Below are 17,621 nucleotides of genomic sequence, written 5' to 3' on the forward strand. Positions count from 1 at the left end.
CCGCCGTCGTGGCCGGGCTTGTCCCGGCCATCCACGCGTCTCCGCGCACGCGGCCCAAGAACGTGGATGCCCGGGACAAGCCCGGGCATGACGAAACTGATAAAGCGGAGCTTGGACTTACGCCGTTGCCATGTCCGGGAAGACCGCCTCGATCTTGGTCTTCAGCGTCGCCGCGTTGAACGGCTTGACGATGTAATTGTTCACGCCGGCCTTCTTGGCCGCGATCACGTTCTCGGTCTTGGATTCCGCCGTGATCATGATGAAGGGCGTGGTGGCGAGGTTGGGATCGGCGCGGACTTCCTTGAGCAGATCGTAGCCGGTCATCGGCTCCATATTCCAGTCGGAGATCACGAGACCATATTTCTTGGCGCGCATCTTGTTCAGCGCCGCGGAACCATCGGACGCGTCGTCGATGTTCTCGAAACCGAGCTGTTTCAGAAGATTCCGGATGATGCGGATCATGGTGCTGTAGTCATCAACCACCAGGACCGACATGGATAAATCAACCGCCATCTTCTCTCCCCCAAAACACGCGACTGACGCTTGCAAGAAAAACCGACAGGCCTGCGCGGCCCGCATTCCTCACCTCAAGCAGTAGCATCAGGCGTTAAACAGCGCGTTAACCGGCCGGGGACGGATTGCATCCGTTTTGACGCGATTTCGCCCGCTTGACTTCTGTGGGGCCAACAAGCCACCGTCCGTCGGCATCAATCGACCTTAAGAATTCCTGAAGAACGCAAGAAAAAATGACGACCGGTTTTACCGTTATTCGCGACAATACCCCGCAGAGCGCGATCCCGAGGGGGGCCGTGGTGGCGATGGGCAATTTTGACGGCGTCCATCTCGGCCACCGCGCCGTGATCGAGGCCGCCCTGCGAATGGGCGAGGCGCATGGGAAACCTGCGCTGGCGCTGACCTTCGAGCCGCATCCGCGCAGCTTTTTCAGCCCGAACACGCCGCAGTTCCGCCTGACCAATGAGACCAACAAGCTGCGCCTGCTCGCAGGCACCGGGCTTGCCGGCGCCGTGGTGATGACCTTCGACAAGGGCCGCGCCGGCACCAGCGCGCAGGATTTCATCCACCATGACCTGATCGAACGGCTCGGCATCAGCGGGATCGCGGTCGGCTACGACTTCCATTTCGGCAAGGGCCGCGTCGGCTCACCGAGTCTCCTGGTTGCCGAGGCGCCGCGGCTCGGCATCGAGATCGATGTCCAGGCGCATGTCGATATCGAGGAGCGGCCGGTTTCCTCCAGCGCCATCCGCATGGCGCTCGCGGAAGGCCAGATCGCGGATGCCAACGCCATGCTGGGCGGTCCCTGGTTCGTCACCGGCGAGGTGATCCATGGCGAGAAACGCGGCCGCGATCTCGGCTATCCCACCGCCAACATCCGCCTCGACAAGAATTGCGGCCTGAAGCACGGCATCTATGCGGTGCGCGTCGGCCGCGGTTCGGAGCGCATCGACGGCGTCGCCAGCTTCGGCCGCCGCCCGACTTTCGACAATGGCGCGCCATTGCTTGAAGTGTTCCTGTTCGACTTCAAGGGCGATCTCTACGGCAATGTGCTTGACGTCGCCTTCATCGGCTTTATCCGCGATGAGCTGAAATTCGACAACATTGAAGCGTTGATCCGGCAGATGGACGACGACAGCGCCCGCGCCAGGGCGCAACTCGCCGCCGCCCCTGAGGCGTTCCCGAAACTCGGAGCGATCGATTGAGCAAGACCGAAAAACAGAAGATGCTGGCGGGCGAATTGTATCGTCCGGGCGATCCGGAATTGCAGGCTGATGCGGCCGCCAACAAGGCCTGGCTCGCGCGCTACAACGCCGCCCTGGCCGCGCCGGCATCTGAACGGCACGCGCTGCTGTCGGAACATTTCGGCCATGTCGGCAAGGGCGCCGTGATCCGTCCGCCGTTCTTCTGCGACTATGGCTACAACATCCACGTGGGCGAGGAGGTCTTCCTCAATTTCAACTGCGTCATTCTCGACATCGTCGAGGTCGTTATCGGCGACCGCACCCAGATCGGGCCCGCCGTGCAGATCTATGCCGCCGACCATCCGCGCGATGCCGAGACCCGGCGCACCGGCCTCGAATTCGGCCGACCGGTGCGGATCGGCCGCGACGTCTGGATCGGAGGCGGTGCCATCATCCTGCCCGGCGTCTCGATCGGCGACGACGCCGTAATCGGCGCCGGCAGCGTAGTCACGCGGGACGTCGCCGCGGGCCAAATTGTCACCGGAAACCCGGCCCGGCCGCGTCCGTGATGAGTTGCTCGGAGCGACCGGCTACCCGAGAAGGCGGGAATCGAACGGAGCCCGAATAATTTCGGCCACGCTAACCTTGGCCGCGTCTCGATGTGCAGGATTGAGGAGAAAGTTCTGGCCTTGGCTGATCGCCGATGGCACTTGCAACAACGCGCTCGAGGAACCGTTAAGCCAGCGATCACCGATGTCACGGGTGATCATCGTCTGAGATCGCCAATCATCGGGTAGGTCGGCGACCACTTCAATCGCGATGTCCGGCAGAGGCTTGACACGGAGTAGTTGGTAGCTGGCCGGAATGAGGCCGCGATCCATATGGACCAGCATCTCAAGTAGTGCGCTTGATGGATGATCCGCTAGATAGACAATTCGTCTGCCCTGCGAATGCCACCGGCCGCTAGCCCTCAGGCCGCCAATTCCCGAAAGATCCGGGTAGTTCGATATCCGCCAAAGCTCCATGTCGTGGGCTCAGGCAAAGATTCCGTGATCTATCCGTTCGAGCATTTCGCGGACCACGGCCGTGCCTAGTTCGTCCTTGAGGAGGTCGATCGGCCTTTGACCCGACAACGTGGCATTCGGACGCTTCAACCAAGCAATCGCTTTCTTTTGATCGCCGAAAACACGATCAGCGAGCGTCTTGATTTCGATTGCCCTGACAAGCCCCTCGGGCGCAAGCGTCGGCTCGACGAGGCTCTGCGCTGCCACGTCGTCGCGCATCGATTGCAGCATGGAATCGATATCGCCGTTGGAATCACCCTGTCGGCGAAGCTCCTTCAACCTCTCATATGCCTCGGCCAGCGGTTGAGCGCTCATGAATTCTCTCCAATAATCAATAGATTAGTATCTTTGGAAAAAACCACAAGCGCATCGGGGACCATCTCCTCGCCGGCCTTTGCGATTTCCTCCTCCGGCTGCTATGGAAGGCGCCATGTTGATACGGCGCATCATCGGCATTAGCGGCCCGGCTTCCGCCTGAGCTCTTAAAGGCTCGGCGCGAGACCGGGATTTTCATGTTCCTCCCGCGATAGATCGCTAAACGCGCCCATCCTAGTCAAACCTGGTCCGATGTCCGAAAAGCCGCAAAAGTCCGACGCCAACGACTATTCCAAGACCCTGTTCCTGCCGCAGACCGAATTCCCGATGCGCGCCGGCCTGCCCCAGCGCGAGCCGGAAATCCTCAAATACTGGAACGAGATCGATCTCTACGACAGGCTACGCCAATCCGCCAAAGGACGCGCCAAATTCGTCCTGCATGACGGCCCGCCCTATGCCAACGGCAACATCCATATCGGGCACGCGCTGAACAAGATCCTGAAGGACGTGGTGACCAAGAGCCAGCAAATGCTGGGCTTCGATTCCAACTACGTGCCGGGCTGGGACTGCCACGGCCTGCCGATCGAGTGGAAGATCGAGGAGGAGAACTACCGCCGCAAGGGCAAGCAGAAGCCGGATTTCCGCGACTCCGCGGCGATGGTGGCGTTCCGGAAAGAGTGCCGCGCCTATGCGACGCACTGGATCAACGTGCAGCGCGAGGAGTTCAAGCGGCTCGGCGTAATCGGCGACTGGGATCATCCCTATGAGACCATGACCTATCCCGCCGAGGCGCAGATCGCGCGCGAATTGATGAAGTTCGCGGCCAACGGCACGCTCTACCGCGGCTCCAAGCCGGTGATGTGGAGTGTGGTGGAGAAGACCGCGCTGGCGGAAGCCGAAGTCGAGTACGAGGATTACACCTCCGATACGGTGTGGGTGAAATTTCCGGTCACCTCGCCCGCGCATGGCGTGCTGGCGAAAGCGAATGTCGTGATCTGGACCACGACGCCATGGACGTTGCCCGGCAACCGCGCCATCAGCTTCTCGCCGAAGATCGCCTATGGCCTCTATGAAGTCACCGACGCGCCCGCCGACAATTGGGCGAAGACGGGCGACCTCCTGATCCTGGCGGATGCGCTTGCGGAAAGCGTGTTCAAGCAGGCGCGCGTTACCGCTTACGAGAAGGTGCGCGAGCTGCCGGGCGATACGCTCGACGCGGTGGAAACCGCGCATCCTCTCAAGGGCCTCGCCGGCGGCTACGAATTCACGGTCCCGCTGCTCCCGGGCGATCACGTCACCGACGACACCGGCACCGGCTTCGTGCACACCGCGCCCGGCCATGGCCGCGAGGACTTCGACGTCTGGACCGCGAATGCGCGCGAACTGGAAAGCCGCGGCATCAACCCCACGATCCCCTATACCGTCGACGAGAACGGCGCCTTCACGCATCAGGCCCCGGGCTTCGAGGGCAAGCGCGTGATCAACGACAAGGGCGAGAAGGGCGACGCCAACGAGGCCGTGATCAAGGCCCTGATCGAGCGCGGCATGCTGCTCGCGCGCGGGCGGCTGAAGCATCAGTATCCGCATTCCTGGCGCTCGAAGAAGCCGGTGATCTTCCGCAACACGCCGCAATGGTTCATCGCGATGGACAAGGACATCGCAGCGGACGGCAAGGCGAAGCCAGGGGATACGCTGCGCGCCCGCGCGCTGCAGGCGATCTCGGTGACGCAATGGGTGCCGCCGGCGGGCCAGAACCGCATCAACGGCATGATCGCCAACCGTCCCGACTGGGTGATCTCGCGCCAGCGCGCCTGGGGCGTGCCGATCGCCGTGTTCGTGCGCGAGAAAGGCGATGGCTCGGCCGAGATCCTGCGGGACGAGGCGGTCAACCAGCGCATTGCAGAAGCATTCGAGCAGGAAGGCGCCGACGCCTGGTACGCCAATGGCGCGCGCGAGCGCTTTCTTGGCTCGCTCGCCAATGAGGATTGGAAGAAGGTCGACGACATCCTGGACGTCTGGTTCGACTCCGGCTCGACGCACGCCTTCGTGCTGGAAGACCCCGTGCACTTCCCGGGGCTTGCCGGCATCAAGCGCAAGCCCGAGGGCGGCGACGACACCGTGATGTATCTGGAAGGAAGCGACCAGCATCGCGGCTGGTTTCATTCCTCGCTGCTGGAGAGCTGCGGCACCCGCGGCCGTGCGCCGTATGACGTCGTGTTGACCCACGGCTTCACGCTGGACGAGAACGGCCGCAAGATGTCGAAATCGCTCGGCAACACCGTCGAGCCGCAGAAGGTGATCAAGGATTCCGGCGCCGACATCCTGCGGCTGTGGGTCTGCGCGACCGACTATTCCGACGACCAGCGCATCGGCCCGGAAATCCTGAAGAACACCATCGAGACCTATCGCAAGCTGCGCAACACGGTGCGCTGGATGCTCGGCACGCTGCATCACTTCAAGCCCAGCGAGAAGGTCGCCTATGGCGAGATGCCCGAGCTCGAGCGGCTGATGCTGCATGAGCTGGCCGGCCAGGCCGCGATCATCCGCAAGGCCTACGCCGAATTCGACTACAAGACCGTGGTCGCGAGCCTTGCGACGTTCATGAACACGGAATTGTCGGCTTTCTATTTCGACATCCGCAAGGACACGCTCTATTGCGATCCGCCGTCCTCGGTCGCGCGCAAGGCGGCGCTGACCACGATCGACATGATCTGCGATGCGGTCCTGAAATGGCTGGCGCCGGTGCTGAGCTTCACCGCCGACGAGGCGTGGCGGATGTACCGGCCGGACGCGGAGCCGTCCGTGCACCTGACGCTGTTCCCCGAGGGGCTGGAGAAATTCCGCGACGAGCGGCTGGCCACCAAATGGGAGACCGTCCGCGACATCAGGCGCGTCGTCACCGGCGCGCTCGAGATCGAGCGTGCGGCCAAGAACATCGGCTCCTCGCTGGAAGCCTCGCCGCTGGTCTATGTCTCCGACCAGGAGATGCTCGACACGCTGTTCAACGTCGATCTTGCGGAAGTCTGCATCACATCGAACGCGATGGTGACCAACCAGGACGCGCCGGAGCATGCATTCCGCCTCAACGAGGTGCCGGGCGTTGCGGTGGTGGTGGAGAAAGCGGTCGGCCGCAAATGCGCGCGCTCGTGGAAGATCCTGCCCACCGTCGGCGAGGATGCCGAATATCCCGACGTCTCCCCGCGCGACGCGCAGGCGTTGCGGGAGTGGAAGGCGCTCGGGGTAGCCGTGTAACTGCCCGCATGACCCCTCCCGTGCGCGCCGGCATCATCGCGGCGGTCATCACGCTGATCCTCGACCAGGCATCGAAGCTCTGGCTGCTGTTCGTGTTCGACCTCCCCGGGCGCGGCGTGGTGAAGGTGACGCCGTTCTTCGACCTGGTGCTGGCATGGAACGTCGGGATCAGCTTCGGCTGGTTCCAGAGCAACAGCCCGGCGGCGCAGCTCGTGCTGATGGCGGTCAAGGCGATCGCGGTGGTGGCGCTGGCGATCTGGATGGCGTACTCGCGGACCCTGCTTGCGACAATTGCGCTCGGGCTGATCATCGGCGGCGCGATCGGCAACGCCATCGACCGCTTCGCCTATGGCGCGGTGGTCGATTTCGCCCTGTTTCATATCCAGATCGGGGAAAAAACCCTCAATTGGTACGTCTTTAACCTCGCGGACGTGGCGATCGTTGTCGGGGTAGCCGCACTATTGTATGATTCCTTCCTGGGGGTCCCCGCCGCAAAAGCGCCCTGATCGCGGCCGATACGGCTCTGCTAGCGGGTAGGATTTCAAGGGCGGAACCGTGCCTAAGCCGGTGATCACCCTAGCGAATTTAAAGAGTGGGGAAGAGCGCGATGCGCCACACTGAAGCCAACGCTCCACAAGCCGATAGCTCGACTTCCTGGAAAGCGCTGATGCATGGACTGCGGCTCTCCGCGGTCGCCCTCGGCATCGGCCTCGTGATGGCCGCAGGTCCTGTGCGGGCCGGCGATGACGGGGACGACGAGGATGACAAGACCTTCGAAGAGAAGGTCATCGAAGGCATCATGAAGGGCCTCGGCGGCACCAACATGGAAAACCGCGGCATCGACTACCGCGAGCGCTCGCCGCTGGTCGTGCCCCCCAACCTCAACCTGCCCGCGCCGGCGGCTTCCGCCGAGGCCAAGGTGCCGAATTGGCCGAAGGATCCCGACGAGGCGCGCCGCAAGGCGGCAATCGCGGCGCGGAAGAACACGAACAAGGATCCGCGCGAAGCCAGCCGCATCCTGACGCCGAGCGAACTCGCTCAGAAGAGCGACAAAAAGTCCAGCGGCGGCGAGTCGGTCGACCAGCCCGGCGGCAACCCCGGCGCCAACGCGATCCTCTCGCCGGACCAGCTCGGCTATAAGGGCGGCTTCAGCGGGCTGTTCGGCGGCGCCAAGACGGAGACCGCCCCCTTCAAGGGCGAGCCGAACCGGGAATCCCTGACCCAGCCGCCGCCCGGCTACCAGACGCCATCGCCGAACTATGCCTATGGCACCGGGCCGAAGGAATCGCTCAACAAGGAATACAACCCGTCGCAGGGCAAGTATGGCGATTAATTAATCTCGTCTCTCGCCTTCGTGACGATAACAGATTTGAGCGCAGCCTATGATGCTGTCATACCCGGAGCAATCTTGCTCCGGGTTTTTTAGATAGGTCCTGATGTCCCAGCACCGCCTTGTGGTTTCGCTTCTTGCCGGATTGCTTTCGACGGCCTCCCTTTCCGCCTCCAGCGCCATTGCCCAGACCACGGTCACCTCGGAACGCCCTGCGAGCTTCACGCTGAACAACGGCCTGCAGGTGGTGGTGATCCCCGATCACCGCACTCCGGTCGTGACGCAGATGATGTGGTACAGGGTCGGTTCCGCCGACGAGACCCCCGGCAAATCGGGATTGGCGCATTTCCTCGAACACCTGATGTTCAAGGGAACCGCCAAGCATCCGGCCGGCGAATTCTCCCAGACGGTGCTGCGGGTCGGCGGCAATGAGAACGCCTTCACCTCCACCGACTACACCGGCTATTTCCAGCGCGTGCCGCGCGAGCAGCTCGGCAAGATGATGGAATTCGAGGCCGACCGGATGACCGGCCTGATCCTGCAGGACGAGAACGTGCTGCCTGAGCGCGATGTCGTGCTGGAAGAATACAACATGCGCGTCGCCAACAATCCGGATGCACGGCTCACCGAGCAGATCATGGCGGCGCTCTATCTCAACCATCCCTATGGCCGTCCGGTGATCGGCTGGCACCAAGAAATCGAAAAGCTCGACCGCGAGGACGCGCTCGCCTTCTACAAGCGCTTCTATGCGCCCAACAACGCGATCCTCATCATCGCCGGCGACGTCGACGCGAGCGAGATCCGCCCGATGGTGGAGAAGAATTTCGCCGACATTCCTGCGCAATCCTCGATCCCCGCAAAGCGGCTGCGGCCGCAGGAACCGACGCCGGTCTCGCCGCGCACGGTGACGCTGGCCGATCCACGCGTCGAGCAGCCGACCATGCGCCGCTATTACCTCGTCCCGTCGGCCGCCACGGCGGCGGTCGGCGAAAGCCCCGCGCTCGACGTGCTCGCGCAACTGATGGGCGGCGGTGCCAATTCCTACCTCTACCGCTCGCTGGTGATCGACCGTCAGCTCGCGATCTCGACCGGCGCCAATTACCAGGGCACCGCGCTCGACCCCTCGCAGTTCATCATCGCCGCAACACCGAAGCCTGGCGTCGAGTTCGCGCAGATCGAGGACGCCATCGACAAGGTCATTGCCGATATCGCGCAGAACCCGCCGCGCGCCGAGGACCTCGAGCGCGTGAAGACCCAGTTGATCGCGGAATCGATCTACGCGCAGGATAACCAGGCGACGCTGGCACGCTGGTATGGCGGCGCGCTCACCACGGGTTTGAGCGTCGACGATATCAGGAGCTGGCCCGAGCGCATCCGCGCCGTCACCGCCGAACAGGTCCGCGAAGCCGCGCAAAACTGGCTCGACAAGAAGCGTTCCGTGACCGGTTATTTGATCAAGGATACTGCGCCCAAACGCGAGGAGAAGCGCTCGTGACTTATTCTCTCACTCGGCGTTCGGTCCTCGTCGGCGGCAGCGCGCTCGCGCTGACGACGATGCTCGCATCGCGCCCGTCGCAGGCCGCAACCAAGATCCAGCGTCTTGTATCGCCCGGCGGCATCGAGGCCTGGTTCGTGCAGGATTCGACCGTGCCGCTGATCGCGATGGAATATGCCTTCGGCGGCGGCGCCAGCCAGGATCCCGCCGACAAGCCCGGCGTCGGCAATCTGGTCGGCGACCTGCTCGACGAAGGTTCCGGCGATCTCGATTCCAAGACCTTCCACGAGCGGCTCGATCGCCGCGCCATCGAATTGAGCTTTTCCTCGCAGCGCGACAATTTCCGCGGCTCGCTGCGCATGCTCAAGGACAACAAGGACGAGGCCTTCGACCTCTTGCGCACGGCGCTGACCTCGCCGCGCTTCGAGCCGCGCGATGTCGAGCGCATCCGCGCGCAGGTGCTGTCCAACCTGCGCCGAGAATCCACCAATCCGAGTTCGCTTGCAGGCCGCAAATTCCTCGAAGTCGCGTTCGGCGACCATCCCTACGGCCGGGGAGCCCAGGGCACGCTCGAGAGCGTGCCGACGATCGAGATCGCCGAGCTCAAGGACTATGTCCGCCGCGTCCTCGCCAAGGACACGCTCAAGGTCGCCGTGGTCGGCGATGTCGATCCGGACACGCTCGGCAAATTGCTCGACAAGACCTTTGGCGGGCTGCCGGCCAAGGCCACGCTCACGCCGGTCGCCGACGTCGTCGCGGCCAAGCCGCCGCAGCGCACCCTCATTCCGCTCGACGTGCCGCAAACGGTCGTGACCTTCGGCGGCCCCGGCATCCGCCGCAACGAGCCAGACTTCATGCCGGGCTACGTCGTCAACCACATCCTCGGCGGCGGCGGATTGTCCTCGCGGCTTTACCGCGAAGTGCGCGAGAAGCGCGGGCTGGCTTATTCCGTCTATGGAGCGCTGGTCTGGATGGAGCACTCCTCGCTGTTCATCGGCAATACCGGCACCCGCGCCGATCGCGCCGGCGAAACGGTGGACGCGATCGAGAAGGAAGTCCGCCGCATGGCCGAGGAGGGCCCGACCCAGAAGGAGCTCGACGAGGCCAAGTCGTATTTGAAGGGTTCGCAGATGCTGGCGCTCGATACCTCCTCGAAGCTCGCGCAGGCGATGCTGCAGTATCAGACCGACAAGCTGCCGATCGACTACATCGAGAAGCGCAACGCCATCGTCGACGCGGTGACGCTGGACGACGCCAGGAAGGTGTCGCAGCGGCTCTGGGGCCAGGGCCTGCTCACGGTCGTTGTCGGCCGCACCCCGCAGGCCGCGGCCCAACCGGCCAGCGCGCCATCAGCCGCAACGCCGCCGGCCGCAAGCCCACCTGCCGCCGCGCCGTCAGCCGCAAAGCCGTCCGCGCCGAACTGAGTCGGGCTGCTCGCCCCGCGAGCTACACTATCCGTCCCTCATGGTGAGGAGGCGCGTAGCGCCGTCTCGAACCATGAGGCCCCGGTCTCGCCCGCGGCCATCCTTCGAGACGCGGCCTCCTCAGGATGAGGGTCTGTGCTCGCGGAGCATGTGCATGGGAAAACCGCTATGGTGCGGTGGACGATTCCCTTAGAGCTTCGCTCTGATCGACCACCGGTGATGCCATGCTGCGGGTTGCCCGCGACCTCTTCATTGACGAGAACGATATCGAGATCGGTTTCGTGCGCGCCTCGGGTCCGGGCGGGCAGAACGTCAACAAGCTCGCGACTGCGGCGCAGCTACGCCTCGACACGCACAAGATCGCGCTCGCCGAGGATGTCCGGGCGCGGCTGGTCCGATTGGCCGGCCAGCGCATGACCAAGGATGGTGTGATCGTGATCCACGCCCAGCGCTTCCGCACCCAGGAGCGCAATCGCGCCGACGCGATTGAGCGCCTGCTCGAGTTGTTGCGCGAAGCCATGGTTCGGCCAACCCCGCGCCGACCGACCAAGCCGACGCTCGGCTCCAAGCAGCGGCGCCTGGAAGGCAAGAAGCGCCGCGGCGACATCAAGGCACGGCGCGGCGCAAGAGGGTTTGAGGATTGATGCCAAACGCGCGGATGCTGCGCTCCCTCTCCCGCTTGCGGGAGAGGGTTGGGGTGAGGTGTCTCCGCACTGGGAGAACGGCCGCCGAAGGCGGCCTATGCCTCTCCCGCAAGCGGGAGAGGTGAAGAGTTCGCGCTAGTAGCGCTTGCTACCAGGAGCAGCGGGCTCCGTCGCCGTGCCTTTGTGCGCTCCGGCGCCGGCGCCCACCGTGCCCTTGGCGCCGGCCTTTGCGCCGGCCTTTCCGGTCGGAGCGGCCGTCTGCGCGTTCATCTCCTCATCGCCGCTGCCCGTCATCCCACCCGGCGCCGCGCCCCTTTCCTGCGCGCCGCCGCGGATCGTGCCGCCGGTGGCAGCACCTTGCGCAAGGACAGGGCCGACAAGTGCGGCCGAGAGGGCAAGCGCAATCACAGAGGTTTTCGCTAGCTTCATCCATTGCTCCTGGATTTTGTTCGTGCGGGAAGGTTCGGCGGTTCCATACGCCGCCTGCTGCGCCGGTCTCCCCTTCACGCGGATTGAATGTCTCGCAAACGACGCGTGCGCCATGCAATCTGCGTCGTGTGGAGATCGTGCAGGGATTTCGGGGCAATTTCGCGAAATTGCGCTTCACATATGCGGCGGCATCAAACGGTTTGGCCGGCACGATTTTCCTAGCCGCAGGTCATCGACGCGTTTTGTTCTGCTGTGAAACAGCCGGCTACTACCACCGCCTTTCGTGCGCGACCTAGAGTTACCGCGTACAGGCGGTGATGTGGATGAGAAGGCTACGCGCAACGGCAGCAATCGGGCTTGGATGTTGCAGTGCGTTGCTCGCGACGATCGCGGCTGCGCAGATGCCATTGCCTGCCGCCAAGCCGCCCGATGGTGCTGCGCTGTTCAAGCAGCAATGCGGGACCTGCCACACCACGAACCTGTCCGATCCCGTCCGCCAAGGCCCACCCTTGTTCAAGATCGTCGGCCGTCCCGCGGGCAAGGCCGACGGCTTTCACTATTCGGCCGGCTTCGCGCAAGCCGATTTCGTTTGGGACGACACAAAGCTCGACGCCTGGCTCACCAACCCGCAGGCGATGATCCCCGGCTCCATCATGGCGTATCGCCAGGCCAAACCGGAGACCCGCGCCGCCATCATCGCCTATTTGAAGGAGCTCAACTGAATGGCAAAACCCGTTCACTCGATGATCCGCGTGCTCGACGAGGCGAAGTCGCTCGATTTCTACGCGCGCGCCTTCGGCCTTAAGGTCGCCGATCATCTCAAGTTCGACGATTTCGCGCTGATCTACCTGCGCCACCCCTCCTCGCCGTTCGAGGTCGAACTGACCGTGAATTTCGACCGCAAGGAGCCCTATTCGCTCGGCGACGGCTACGGCCATCTCGCTGTGATCGTCGACGATGTCGATGCCGAGCATGCGCGGTTCGAGCAGGAAAAGCTCGCGCCGGGACCGCTGCGCGATTTCAAGCACAACGGCAAGACGCTGGCGCGCTTCTTCTTCGTCTCCGATCCCGACGGCTACAAGATCGAGGTGATCCAGCGCGGCGGCCGGTTTGGCTAGAGCGCGATCCAGAACGAAGAAATAACAAGCAATCAACAATGACAAAACATTCCACGGAGGAAACCCATGAGAGAAGTCGATCGTCGAAGCAAATATGATCGCCGCGTCTTCCTGAAGGGCGCGGCGACGGCGGTACCGACCGTCGCCATTGCCACCAGCGCGGGACTGACCATCAGCGATGCCTGGGCCGATGACGCCACCACGCTGACGCCGGCGACCTTGAAGACACTGGTGAAGATGGCGCGCGACATCTATCCGCACGATTTCCTGGGTGACAGCTATTACATCATCGCGATCAAGCCGTGGGACGGCAAGGCGGCCAAGGATCCCGCGATCAAGTCGCTGATCAACGAGGGAGTCGTCAGACTGGACCAGGAGGCCAACGACCGCCACAAGGTCCCCTACGTCCAGGTGCCCTGGGAAGCTGACCGGGTGGTGCTGTTGCAAGGGATCGAGCAAAGCGCATTCTTCCAGAAGATCCGCGGCGATCTCGTCGTCTCCCTCTACAACCAGAAAGAGGTCTGGCCGAAGTTCGGCTATGAGGGCTCGTCCGCCGAGCATGGCGGCTACCTCAAGCGGGGCTTTGCCGACATCGACTGGCTCCCGAAAGCTTAGAGCATGATGCGGAAAAGTGGGTACCGGTTTTCCCTGCGACAAACGCGAAGCGTTTGCGCGAAGATCATGCTCAAAACAAAGTAACGCTCTGGGAGGATCACATGGCAAAATTCGATCTCAATGACAGTGGCGTGGTGGTGATCGTGGGCTCCGGCGCGGGCGGTGGAACGCTCGGCAATGAGCTGGCGCAGAAGGGCGTGAAGGTCGTCATCCTCGAAGCCGGACCGCGCATCGAGAACCAGGACTTCATCAACGACGAGTGGGACAGCTTTGCGCAGCTCGCCTGGTCGGACATGCGCACGACGTCGGGAAGCTGGCGCGTTGCCAAGGACTTTCCGAATCTGCCGGCGTGGATCGTGAAGGCGGTGGGCGGCTCGACCACGCACTGGGCCGGCGCCTCTCTCCGTTTCGACGAGCACGAATTCAAGGTCAAGAGCACCTATGGCGGCATCCCCGGCGCCAATCTGCTGGACTGGCCGATCACGCTCGCCGAGATGGAGCCGTATTACGCCAAGGCCGAGAACAAGATGGGCGTGACGCGGACCAACGGCATTCCGGGCCTGCCCGGCAACAACAATTTCAAGGTGCTGGAGGCCGGCGCCAGGAAGCTCGGCTACAAGACCGTGCACACCGGCAACATGGCGATCAACAGCGAACCGCGTGACGGCCGCGGCTCCTGCCAGCAGATCGGCTTCTGCTTCCAGGGCTGCAAGTCGGGCGCGAAATGGTCGACGCTTTACACCGAAATCCCGAAGGGCGAAGCCACAGGCAATCTCGAAGTGCGCCCGGGCAGCATGGTGATCAAAATCGAGCACGATCAATCCGGCAAGGTGACCGGCGTGGTCTATGCCGACGAAAGCGGCGCGATGCAGCGCCAGAAGGCCCGCGTGGTCGCGGTCGCCGGCAATTCGATCGAGAGCCCGCGGCTGCTGCTCAACAGCGCCTCGAACATGTTCCCGGATGGGCTCGCCAACTCGTCCGGCCAGGTCGGCCGCAACTACATGCGGCACATGACTGGCAGCGTGTATGCGACCTTCGAGAAATCGGTGCACATGTATCGCGGCACCACGATGGCCGGCATCATCCGCGACGAGGCCAAGAACGATCCCTCACGCGGCTTCGTCGGCGGCTATGAGATGGAGACGCTGTCGCTCGGCCTGCCATTCATGGCTGCCTTCCTCAGTCCCGGCGCATGGGGACGCCCGTTCACCAGTGCGATGCAAGGCTATCCACGGATGGCCGGCATGTGGCTGGTCGGCGAGGACATGGCGCAGGAGACCAACCGTGTCACGCTTGATCCCAAGGCGAAGGACAAGTTCGGCATGCCGGTCGCGAGCGTGCATTTCGACGATCATCCGAACGATCTCGCGATGCGCGCGCATGCCTACAAGCAGGGTGCCGCGGTCTACGAGGCGGTCGGCGCCACCGTCACCTATCCGACACCGCCCTACCCGAGCACGCACAATCTCGGCACCAACCGGATGAGCGAGAAGGCGAAAGATGGCGTGGTGAACAAATACGGCCAGACCCACGACATCAAGAACCTCTTCGTCTCGGATGGCAGCCAGTTCACCAGCGGTGCGGCGTGCAACCCGACCCTGACGATCGTGTCGCTCGCGATCCGGCAGGCGGACCATATTGCCGGCGCGATGCAGCGGAAGGAGATTTAGGTTGGACGAATCGCTCCAACCGCGCACTCGCTCCGCCTCTCCCGCTTGCGGGGGAGGCCGACGCGCGCAGCGCGGCGGGTGGGGGCTATCTCCCCACGGCTAGTCCCATCGTAGAGACGCCCTCACCCCAGCCCTCTCCCGCAAGCGGGAGAGGGAGCCGCCCTACTCCGCGGCGTCGAGAATGGCGGGCCTGTCGCGCAACTCGGGCGAGGCCGCGCTCTTGGAGCGATAGATCAGGCAGGAGCAGCGCAGCAGCGAGGCGAAATTGCTGACCTCGCCGTGATGGTCGAGAACCTCGTTGTGCAGCGTGGTGAGGAATTTCGCCAGGCTCATCCCCTCCTTCGCCGCGATCTCTTCCAGTGTGTCCCAGAATGCCAGTTCCAGCCGGATCGAGGTGCAATGGCCGCCAAGTCGCAGCGATCTGGTCTGCGATTCGTAATCGCGTTGCGGCTGATGGGCGAACAAATGGCACATGGAATCCTCCTGCCAGATTATAATTTTTCTAAACGATATACCCGGCCGCACAACCCGACAATCCTGCGCTGCACAGGCAGCGTCCAGCGAATGCCAGTCTCTTCAAGACGATAGGCAGGTCCCGTCCCCAGCGCGGCGTGGATTTCCGGACCGGGCGCATGCATTTGCTGCGGCGCCCGCCTAGAATGCGGCCTTAACCCGAATCGATCCCACGCCATGCCCGTCCGTCAGCTTCCCGAACAGGTCGTCAATCGCATCGCCGCCGGCGAGGTGGTCGAGCGTCCCGCGAGCGTGGTCAAGGAACTGGTGGAGAATGCGATCGATGCCGGCGCCAGCCGGATCGACATCTTTACCGATGGCGGCGGGCGGCGGCGGATCGGCATCACCGACGACGGCGGCGGCATGACCCGCGCCGACCTCGCGCTTGCGGTCGACCGCCATGCCACCTCAAAACTCGACGACGAGGACCTGCTGCGGATCCGGACGCTGGGGTTCCGCGGCGAGGCGCTGCCTTCGATCGGCGCGGTGGCAAGGCTCAACATCGTGACGCGACATGCGAGCGAGCCGCATGCATGGTCGCTCTCGGTCGAAGCCGGCGCGAAGTCCGAGATCATGCCCGCGGCGCTCGGTCAGGGCACCCGCGTCGAGGTCGGCGATCTCTTCTATGCGACGCCGGCGCGGCTGAAATTCCTCAAGACCGACCGCACCGAAGCGGAAGCGATCCGCGAGGTGGTGCGGCGGCTGGCGATGGCGCGGCCCGACATCGCCTTCACCCTCGCCGGCGAGGAGCGCGCGCCCGTGACCTGGGCTGCGGCACTGCCCGGCGCCCCCGGACGGCTGACGCGGCTCGGTGATATCCTGGGGAGCGATTTCCGCGGATGCGCCATTGAGGTCCGCGCCGAGCGCGAGGGCGTCGTGATCGAAGGCTTTGCCGCCGCGCCCTCGCTGACGCGGGCGAATGCGCTTGGGCAGTACCTGTTCGTCAACGGTCGCCCGGTGCGCGACAAGCTGATCCTGGGCGCGGTGCGCGCGGCCTATGCCGACTACCTGCCGCGAGACCGGCATCCGGTGGTGACGCTGTTCGTCACGCTACCGCCGCAGGAGGTCGACGCCAATGTGCATCCGGCCAAGACGGAGGTGCGCTTCCGCAATGCCGGCCTGGTCCGCGCCCTGATCGTGCATGCGCTCAAAGAAGGTCTCGCGCGCGAGGGAAGGCGCACCGCGGCCAATACTGACGGCGCGGCGCTCTCCGCCTTCCGTCCCTCGTTCGCGCCGCCCCGGCCGAGCAATTGGGATTGGCGCCAGTCGCCGGCCTATCCGGTGCGGCCGATGCCTTCATTCGACGGCGCGGCCGCAAGCGCGTTGGCCGAGCCCAGCCAGGCCGCCTTCGACGTCGGCACGCCCACCGCCGATGTCCGCTTCGAGACGCAGCCCGCAACCGACCTGCTCGATCGCCCGCTCGGGGCGGCGCGCACGCAGATCCACGAGACCTACATCGTCTCGCAGACTCGCGACGGGCTCGTCGTGGTGGATCAGCACGCCGCCCATGAACGCATCGTCTATGAAAGGCTGAAGGCGTCGCTGGCCAAAAACGGCGTGCAGCGGCAGATCCTGCTGATTCCTGAAATTGTCGAGCTCGATGAATCCACCGTCGAGAAGCTGCTCGATCGCGCCGAGGAGCTTGCCAGTTACGGGCTTGCGATCGAGTCCTTCGGCCCCGGCGCGGTCGCGGTGCGCGAGACGCCGTCACTGCTCGGCAAGGCCAATGCCGCCGGGCTCTTGCGCGATCTCGCCGAGCACATGGCCGAATGGGACGAGGCGCTGCCACTGGAGCGACGCCTGATGCATGTCGCCGCCACCATGGCCTGCCACGGCTCGGTCCGCGCCGGCCGCCGCCTCAAGCCGGAAGAGATGAACGCGCTCTTGCGCGAGATGGAAGACACGCCGAACTCCGGCCAGTGCAACCACGGCCGGCCGACCTATGTGGAATTGAAATTGTCGGATATCGAGAAGCTGTTCGGGAGAAGATGAGGCGTGAGATGCGGTAGGGTGGGCAAAGGCACGCTTGCGCCGTGCCCACCATCAGCACTGCGC

General features: G+C 64.0%; 18 protein-coding genes. 13 read left to right on the forward strand and 5 right to left on the reverse strand.

Going from position 1 to position 17,621, the window contains the following annotated elements; all coding sequences use genetic code 11:
* Positions 1-117: 117 nt before the first annotated feature.
* Positions 118-513 (reverse strand): response regulator, encoded by a 396-nt coding sequence (locus AC5ZG1_RS01615; RefSeq protein WP_028163924.1) that lies wholly within the window; start codon positions 511-513, stop codon positions 118-120.
* A 233-nt stretch (positions 514-746) separates the two neighbouring features.
* On the opposite strand from AC5ZG1_RS01615, the gene AC5ZG1_RS01620 reads away from it, so the two are divergent.
* Positions 747-1,718, forward strand: a complete 972-nt coding sequence (locus AC5ZG1_RS01620) for a bifunctional riboflavin kinase/FAD synthetase (protein WP_028163925.1) — start codon at positions 747-749, stop codon at positions 1,716-1,718.
* On the forward strand, positions 1,715-2,266 hold the full coding sequence (locus AC5ZG1_RS01625) for a sugar O-acetyltransferase (RefSeq protein WP_028163926.1): 552 nt from the start codon (positions 1,715-1,717) through the stop codon (positions 2,264-2,266). The genes AC5ZG1_RS01620 and AC5ZG1_RS01625 overlap by 4 nt, the downstream gene beginning before the upstream one ends.
* Before the next feature lie 21 nt (positions 2,267-2,287).
* Here the strand turns inward: AC5ZG1_RS01625 and AC5ZG1_RS01630 are convergent, their stop codons facing one another.
* Positions 2,288-2,722: an RES family NAD+ phosphorylase gene (locus tag AC5ZG1_RS01630; protein WP_496131804.1), complete on the reverse strand. Its 435-nt coding sequence runs from the start codon at positions 2,720-2,722 to the stop codon at positions 2,288-2,290.
* Positions 2,723-2,731: 9 nt separating this feature from the next.
* Entirely contained in the window at positions 2,732-2,980 is a 249-nt protein-coding gene (locus tag AC5ZG1_RS01635) for an antitoxin Xre/MbcA/ParS toxin-binding domain-containing protein (protein WP_496131805.1), read from the reverse strand.
* A 348-nt stretch (positions 2,981-3,328) separates the two neighbouring features.
* Between AC5ZG1_RS01635 and ileS the strand changes: the two genes are divergently transcribed.
* The 6 genes from ileS (at position 3,329) to arfB (ending at position 11,221) form a co-directional block, all read left to right on the forward strand.
* The gene (ileS, locus tag AC5ZG1_RS01640; RefSeq protein WP_496131806.1) at positions 3,329-6,328 is read left to right on the forward strand and encodes an isoleucine--tRNA ligase; all 3,000 of its coding nucleotides are present in this window, start codon (positions 3,329-3,331) and stop codon (positions 6,326-6,328) included.
* An 8-nt stretch (positions 6,329-6,336) separates the two neighbouring features.
* Positions 6,337-6,834, forward strand: a complete 498-nt coding sequence (gene lspA / locus AC5ZG1_RS01645) for a signal peptidase II (protein WP_028163929.1) — start codon at positions 6,337-6,339, stop codon at positions 6,832-6,834.
* Between the two features lie 101 nt (positions 6,835-6,935).
* Positions 6,936-7,661, forward strand: a complete 726-nt coding sequence (locus tag AC5ZG1_RS01650) for a hypothetical protein (RefSeq protein ID WP_456645903.1) — start codon at positions 6,936-6,938, stop codon at positions 7,659-7,661.
* A gap of 103 nt (positions 7,662-7,764) precedes the next feature.
* Positions 7,765-9,153 carry a M16 family metallopeptidase gene (locus AC5ZG1_RS01655; protein ID WP_208823716.1) on the forward strand — a complete coding sequence of 463 codons (1,389 nt, stop codon included), beginning with the start codon at positions 7,765-7,767 and terminating at the stop codon, positions 9,151-9,153.
* 59 nt (positions 9,154-9,212) lie between these two features.
* Complete coding sequence (locus AC5ZG1_RS01660) at positions 9,213-10,577, forward strand: M16 family metallopeptidase (RefSeq protein ID WP_496131887.1); 1,365 nt, start codon at positions 9,213-9,215, stop codon at positions 10,575-10,577.
* Positions 10,578-10,801: 224 nt separating this feature from the next.
* Positions 10,802-11,221 (forward strand): alternative ribosome rescue aminoacyl-tRNA hydrolase ArfB, encoded by a 420-nt coding sequence (arfB, locus tag AC5ZG1_RS01665; protein WP_028163932.1) that lies wholly within the window; start codon positions 10,802-10,804, stop codon positions 11,219-11,221.
* A 135-nt stretch (positions 11,222-11,356) separates the two neighbouring features.
* On the opposite strand, the gene AC5ZG1_RS01670 is transcribed toward arfB, so the two are convergent.
* The gene (locus tag AC5ZG1_RS01670) at positions 11,357-11,650 is read right to left on the reverse strand and encodes a hypothetical protein (protein ID WP_496131807.1); all 294 of its coding nucleotides are present in this window, start codon (positions 11,648-11,650) and stop codon (positions 11,357-11,359) included.
* A 401-nt stretch (positions 11,651-12,051) separates the two neighbouring features.
* Between AC5ZG1_RS01670 and AC5ZG1_RS01675 the strand changes: the two genes are divergently transcribed.
* The 4 genes from AC5ZG1_RS01675 (at position 12,052) to AC5ZG1_RS01690 (ending at position 15,053) form a co-directional block, all read left to right on the forward strand.
* Positions 12,052-12,372 (forward strand): c-type cytochrome, encoded by a 321-nt coding sequence (locus AC5ZG1_RS01675; protein ID WP_496131888.1) that lies wholly within the window; start codon positions 12,052-12,054, stop codon positions 12,370-12,372.
* Positions 12,373-12,768: a VOC family protein gene (locus tag AC5ZG1_RS01680; protein ID WP_496131808.1), complete on the forward strand. Its 396-nt coding sequence runs from the start codon at positions 12,373-12,375 to the stop codon at positions 12,766-12,768.
* A gap of 66 nt (positions 12,769-12,834) precedes the next feature.
* Positions 12,835-13,383, forward strand: a complete 549-nt coding sequence (locus tag AC5ZG1_RS01685) for a hypothetical protein (RefSeq protein WP_028163936.1) — start codon at positions 12,835-12,837, stop codon at positions 13,381-13,383.
* A gap of 101 nt (positions 13,384-13,484) precedes the next feature.
* Complete coding sequence (locus AC5ZG1_RS01690) at positions 13,485-15,053, forward strand: GMC family oxidoreductase (protein WP_496131809.1); 1,569 nt, start codon at positions 13,485-13,487, stop codon at positions 15,051-15,053.
* A 162-nt stretch (positions 15,054-15,215) separates the two neighbouring features.
* On the opposite strand, the gene AC5ZG1_RS01695 is transcribed toward AC5ZG1_RS01690, so the two are convergent.
* Positions 15,216-15,527 (reverse strand): ribbon-helix-helix domain-containing protein, encoded by a 312-nt coding sequence (locus AC5ZG1_RS01695; RefSeq protein WP_028163938.1) that lies wholly within the window; start codon positions 15,525-15,527, stop codon positions 15,216-15,218.
* Positions 15,528-15,743: 216 nt separating this feature from the next.
* On the opposite strand from AC5ZG1_RS01695, the gene mutL reads away from it, so the two are divergent.
* On the forward strand, positions 15,744-17,558 hold the full coding sequence (mutL, locus tag AC5ZG1_RS01700) for a DNA mismatch repair endonuclease MutL (RefSeq protein ID WP_496131810.1): 1,815 nt from the start codon (positions 15,744-15,746) through the stop codon (positions 17,556-17,558).
* Positions 17,559-17,621 lie beyond the last annotated feature (63 nt).

The organism is Bradyrhizobium sp. Leo78, from assembly GCF_059512425.1.

Coding starts and splice junctions, on each gene's coding strand:
- arfB (WP_028163932.1), top strand. CDS start 10,802: ATGCTGCGGGTTGCCCGCGACCTCTTCATTGACGAGAACGATATCGAG.
- AC5ZG1_RS01675 (WP_496131888.1), top strand. CDS start 12,052: ATGCCATTGCCTGCCGCCAAGCCGCCCGATGGTGCTGCGCTGTTCAAG.
- AC5ZG1_RS01655 (WP_208823716.1), top strand. CDS start 7,765: ATGTCCCAGCACCGCCTTGTGGTTTCGCTTCTTGCCGGATTGCTTTCG.
- AC5ZG1_RS01680 (WP_496131808.1), top strand. CDS start 12,373: ATGGCAAAACCCGTTCACTCGATGATCCGCGTGCTCGACGAGGCGAAG.
- ileS (WP_496131806.1), top strand. CDS start 3,329: ATGTCCGAAAAGCCGCAAAAGTCCGACGCCAACGACTATTCCAAGACC.
- AC5ZG1_RS01635 (WP_496131805.1), bottom strand. CDS start 2,980: ATGCGCGACGACGTGGCAGCGCAGAGCCTCGTCGAGCCGACGCTTGCG.
- AC5ZG1_RS01615 (WP_028163924.1), bottom strand. CDS start 513: ATGGCGGTTGATTTATCCATGTCGGTCCTGGTGGTTGATGACTACAGC.
- AC5ZG1_RS01690 (WP_496131809.1), top strand. CDS start 13,485: ATGGCAAAATTCGATCTCAATGACAGTGGCGTGGTGGTGATCGTGGGC.
- lspA (WP_028163929.1), top strand. CDS start 6,337: ATGACCCCTCCCGTGCGCGCCGGCATCATCGCGGCGGTCATCACGCTG.
- AC5ZG1_RS01620 (WP_028163925.1), top strand. CDS start 747: ATGACGACCGGTTTTACCGTTATTCGCGACAATACCCCGCAGAGCGCG.
- mutL (WP_496131810.1), top strand. CDS start 15,744: ATGCCCGTCCGTCAGCTTCCCGAACAGGTCGTCAATCGCATCGCCGCC.
- AC5ZG1_RS01685 (WP_028163936.1), top strand. CDS start 12,835: ATGAGAGAAGTCGATCGTCGAAGCAAATATGATCGCCGCGTCTTCCTG.
- AC5ZG1_RS01650 (WP_456645903.1), top strand. CDS start 6,936: ATGCGCCACACTGAAGCCAACGCTCCACAAGCCGATAGCTCGACTTCC.
- AC5ZG1_RS01670 (WP_496131807.1), bottom strand. CDS start 11,650: ATGAAGCTAGCGAAAACCTCTGTGATTGCGCTTGCCCTCTCGGCCGCA.
- AC5ZG1_RS01660 (WP_496131887.1), top strand. CDS start 9,213: ATGCTCGCATCGCGCCCGTCGCAGGCCGCAACCAAGATCCAGCGTCTT.
- AC5ZG1_RS01695 (WP_028163938.1), bottom strand. CDS start 15,527: ATGTGCCATTTGTTCGCCCATCAGCCGCAACGCGATTACGAATCGCAG.
- AC5ZG1_RS01630 (WP_496131804.1), bottom strand. CDS start 2,722: ATGGAGCTTTGGCGGATATCGAACTACCCGGATCTTTCGGGAATTGGC.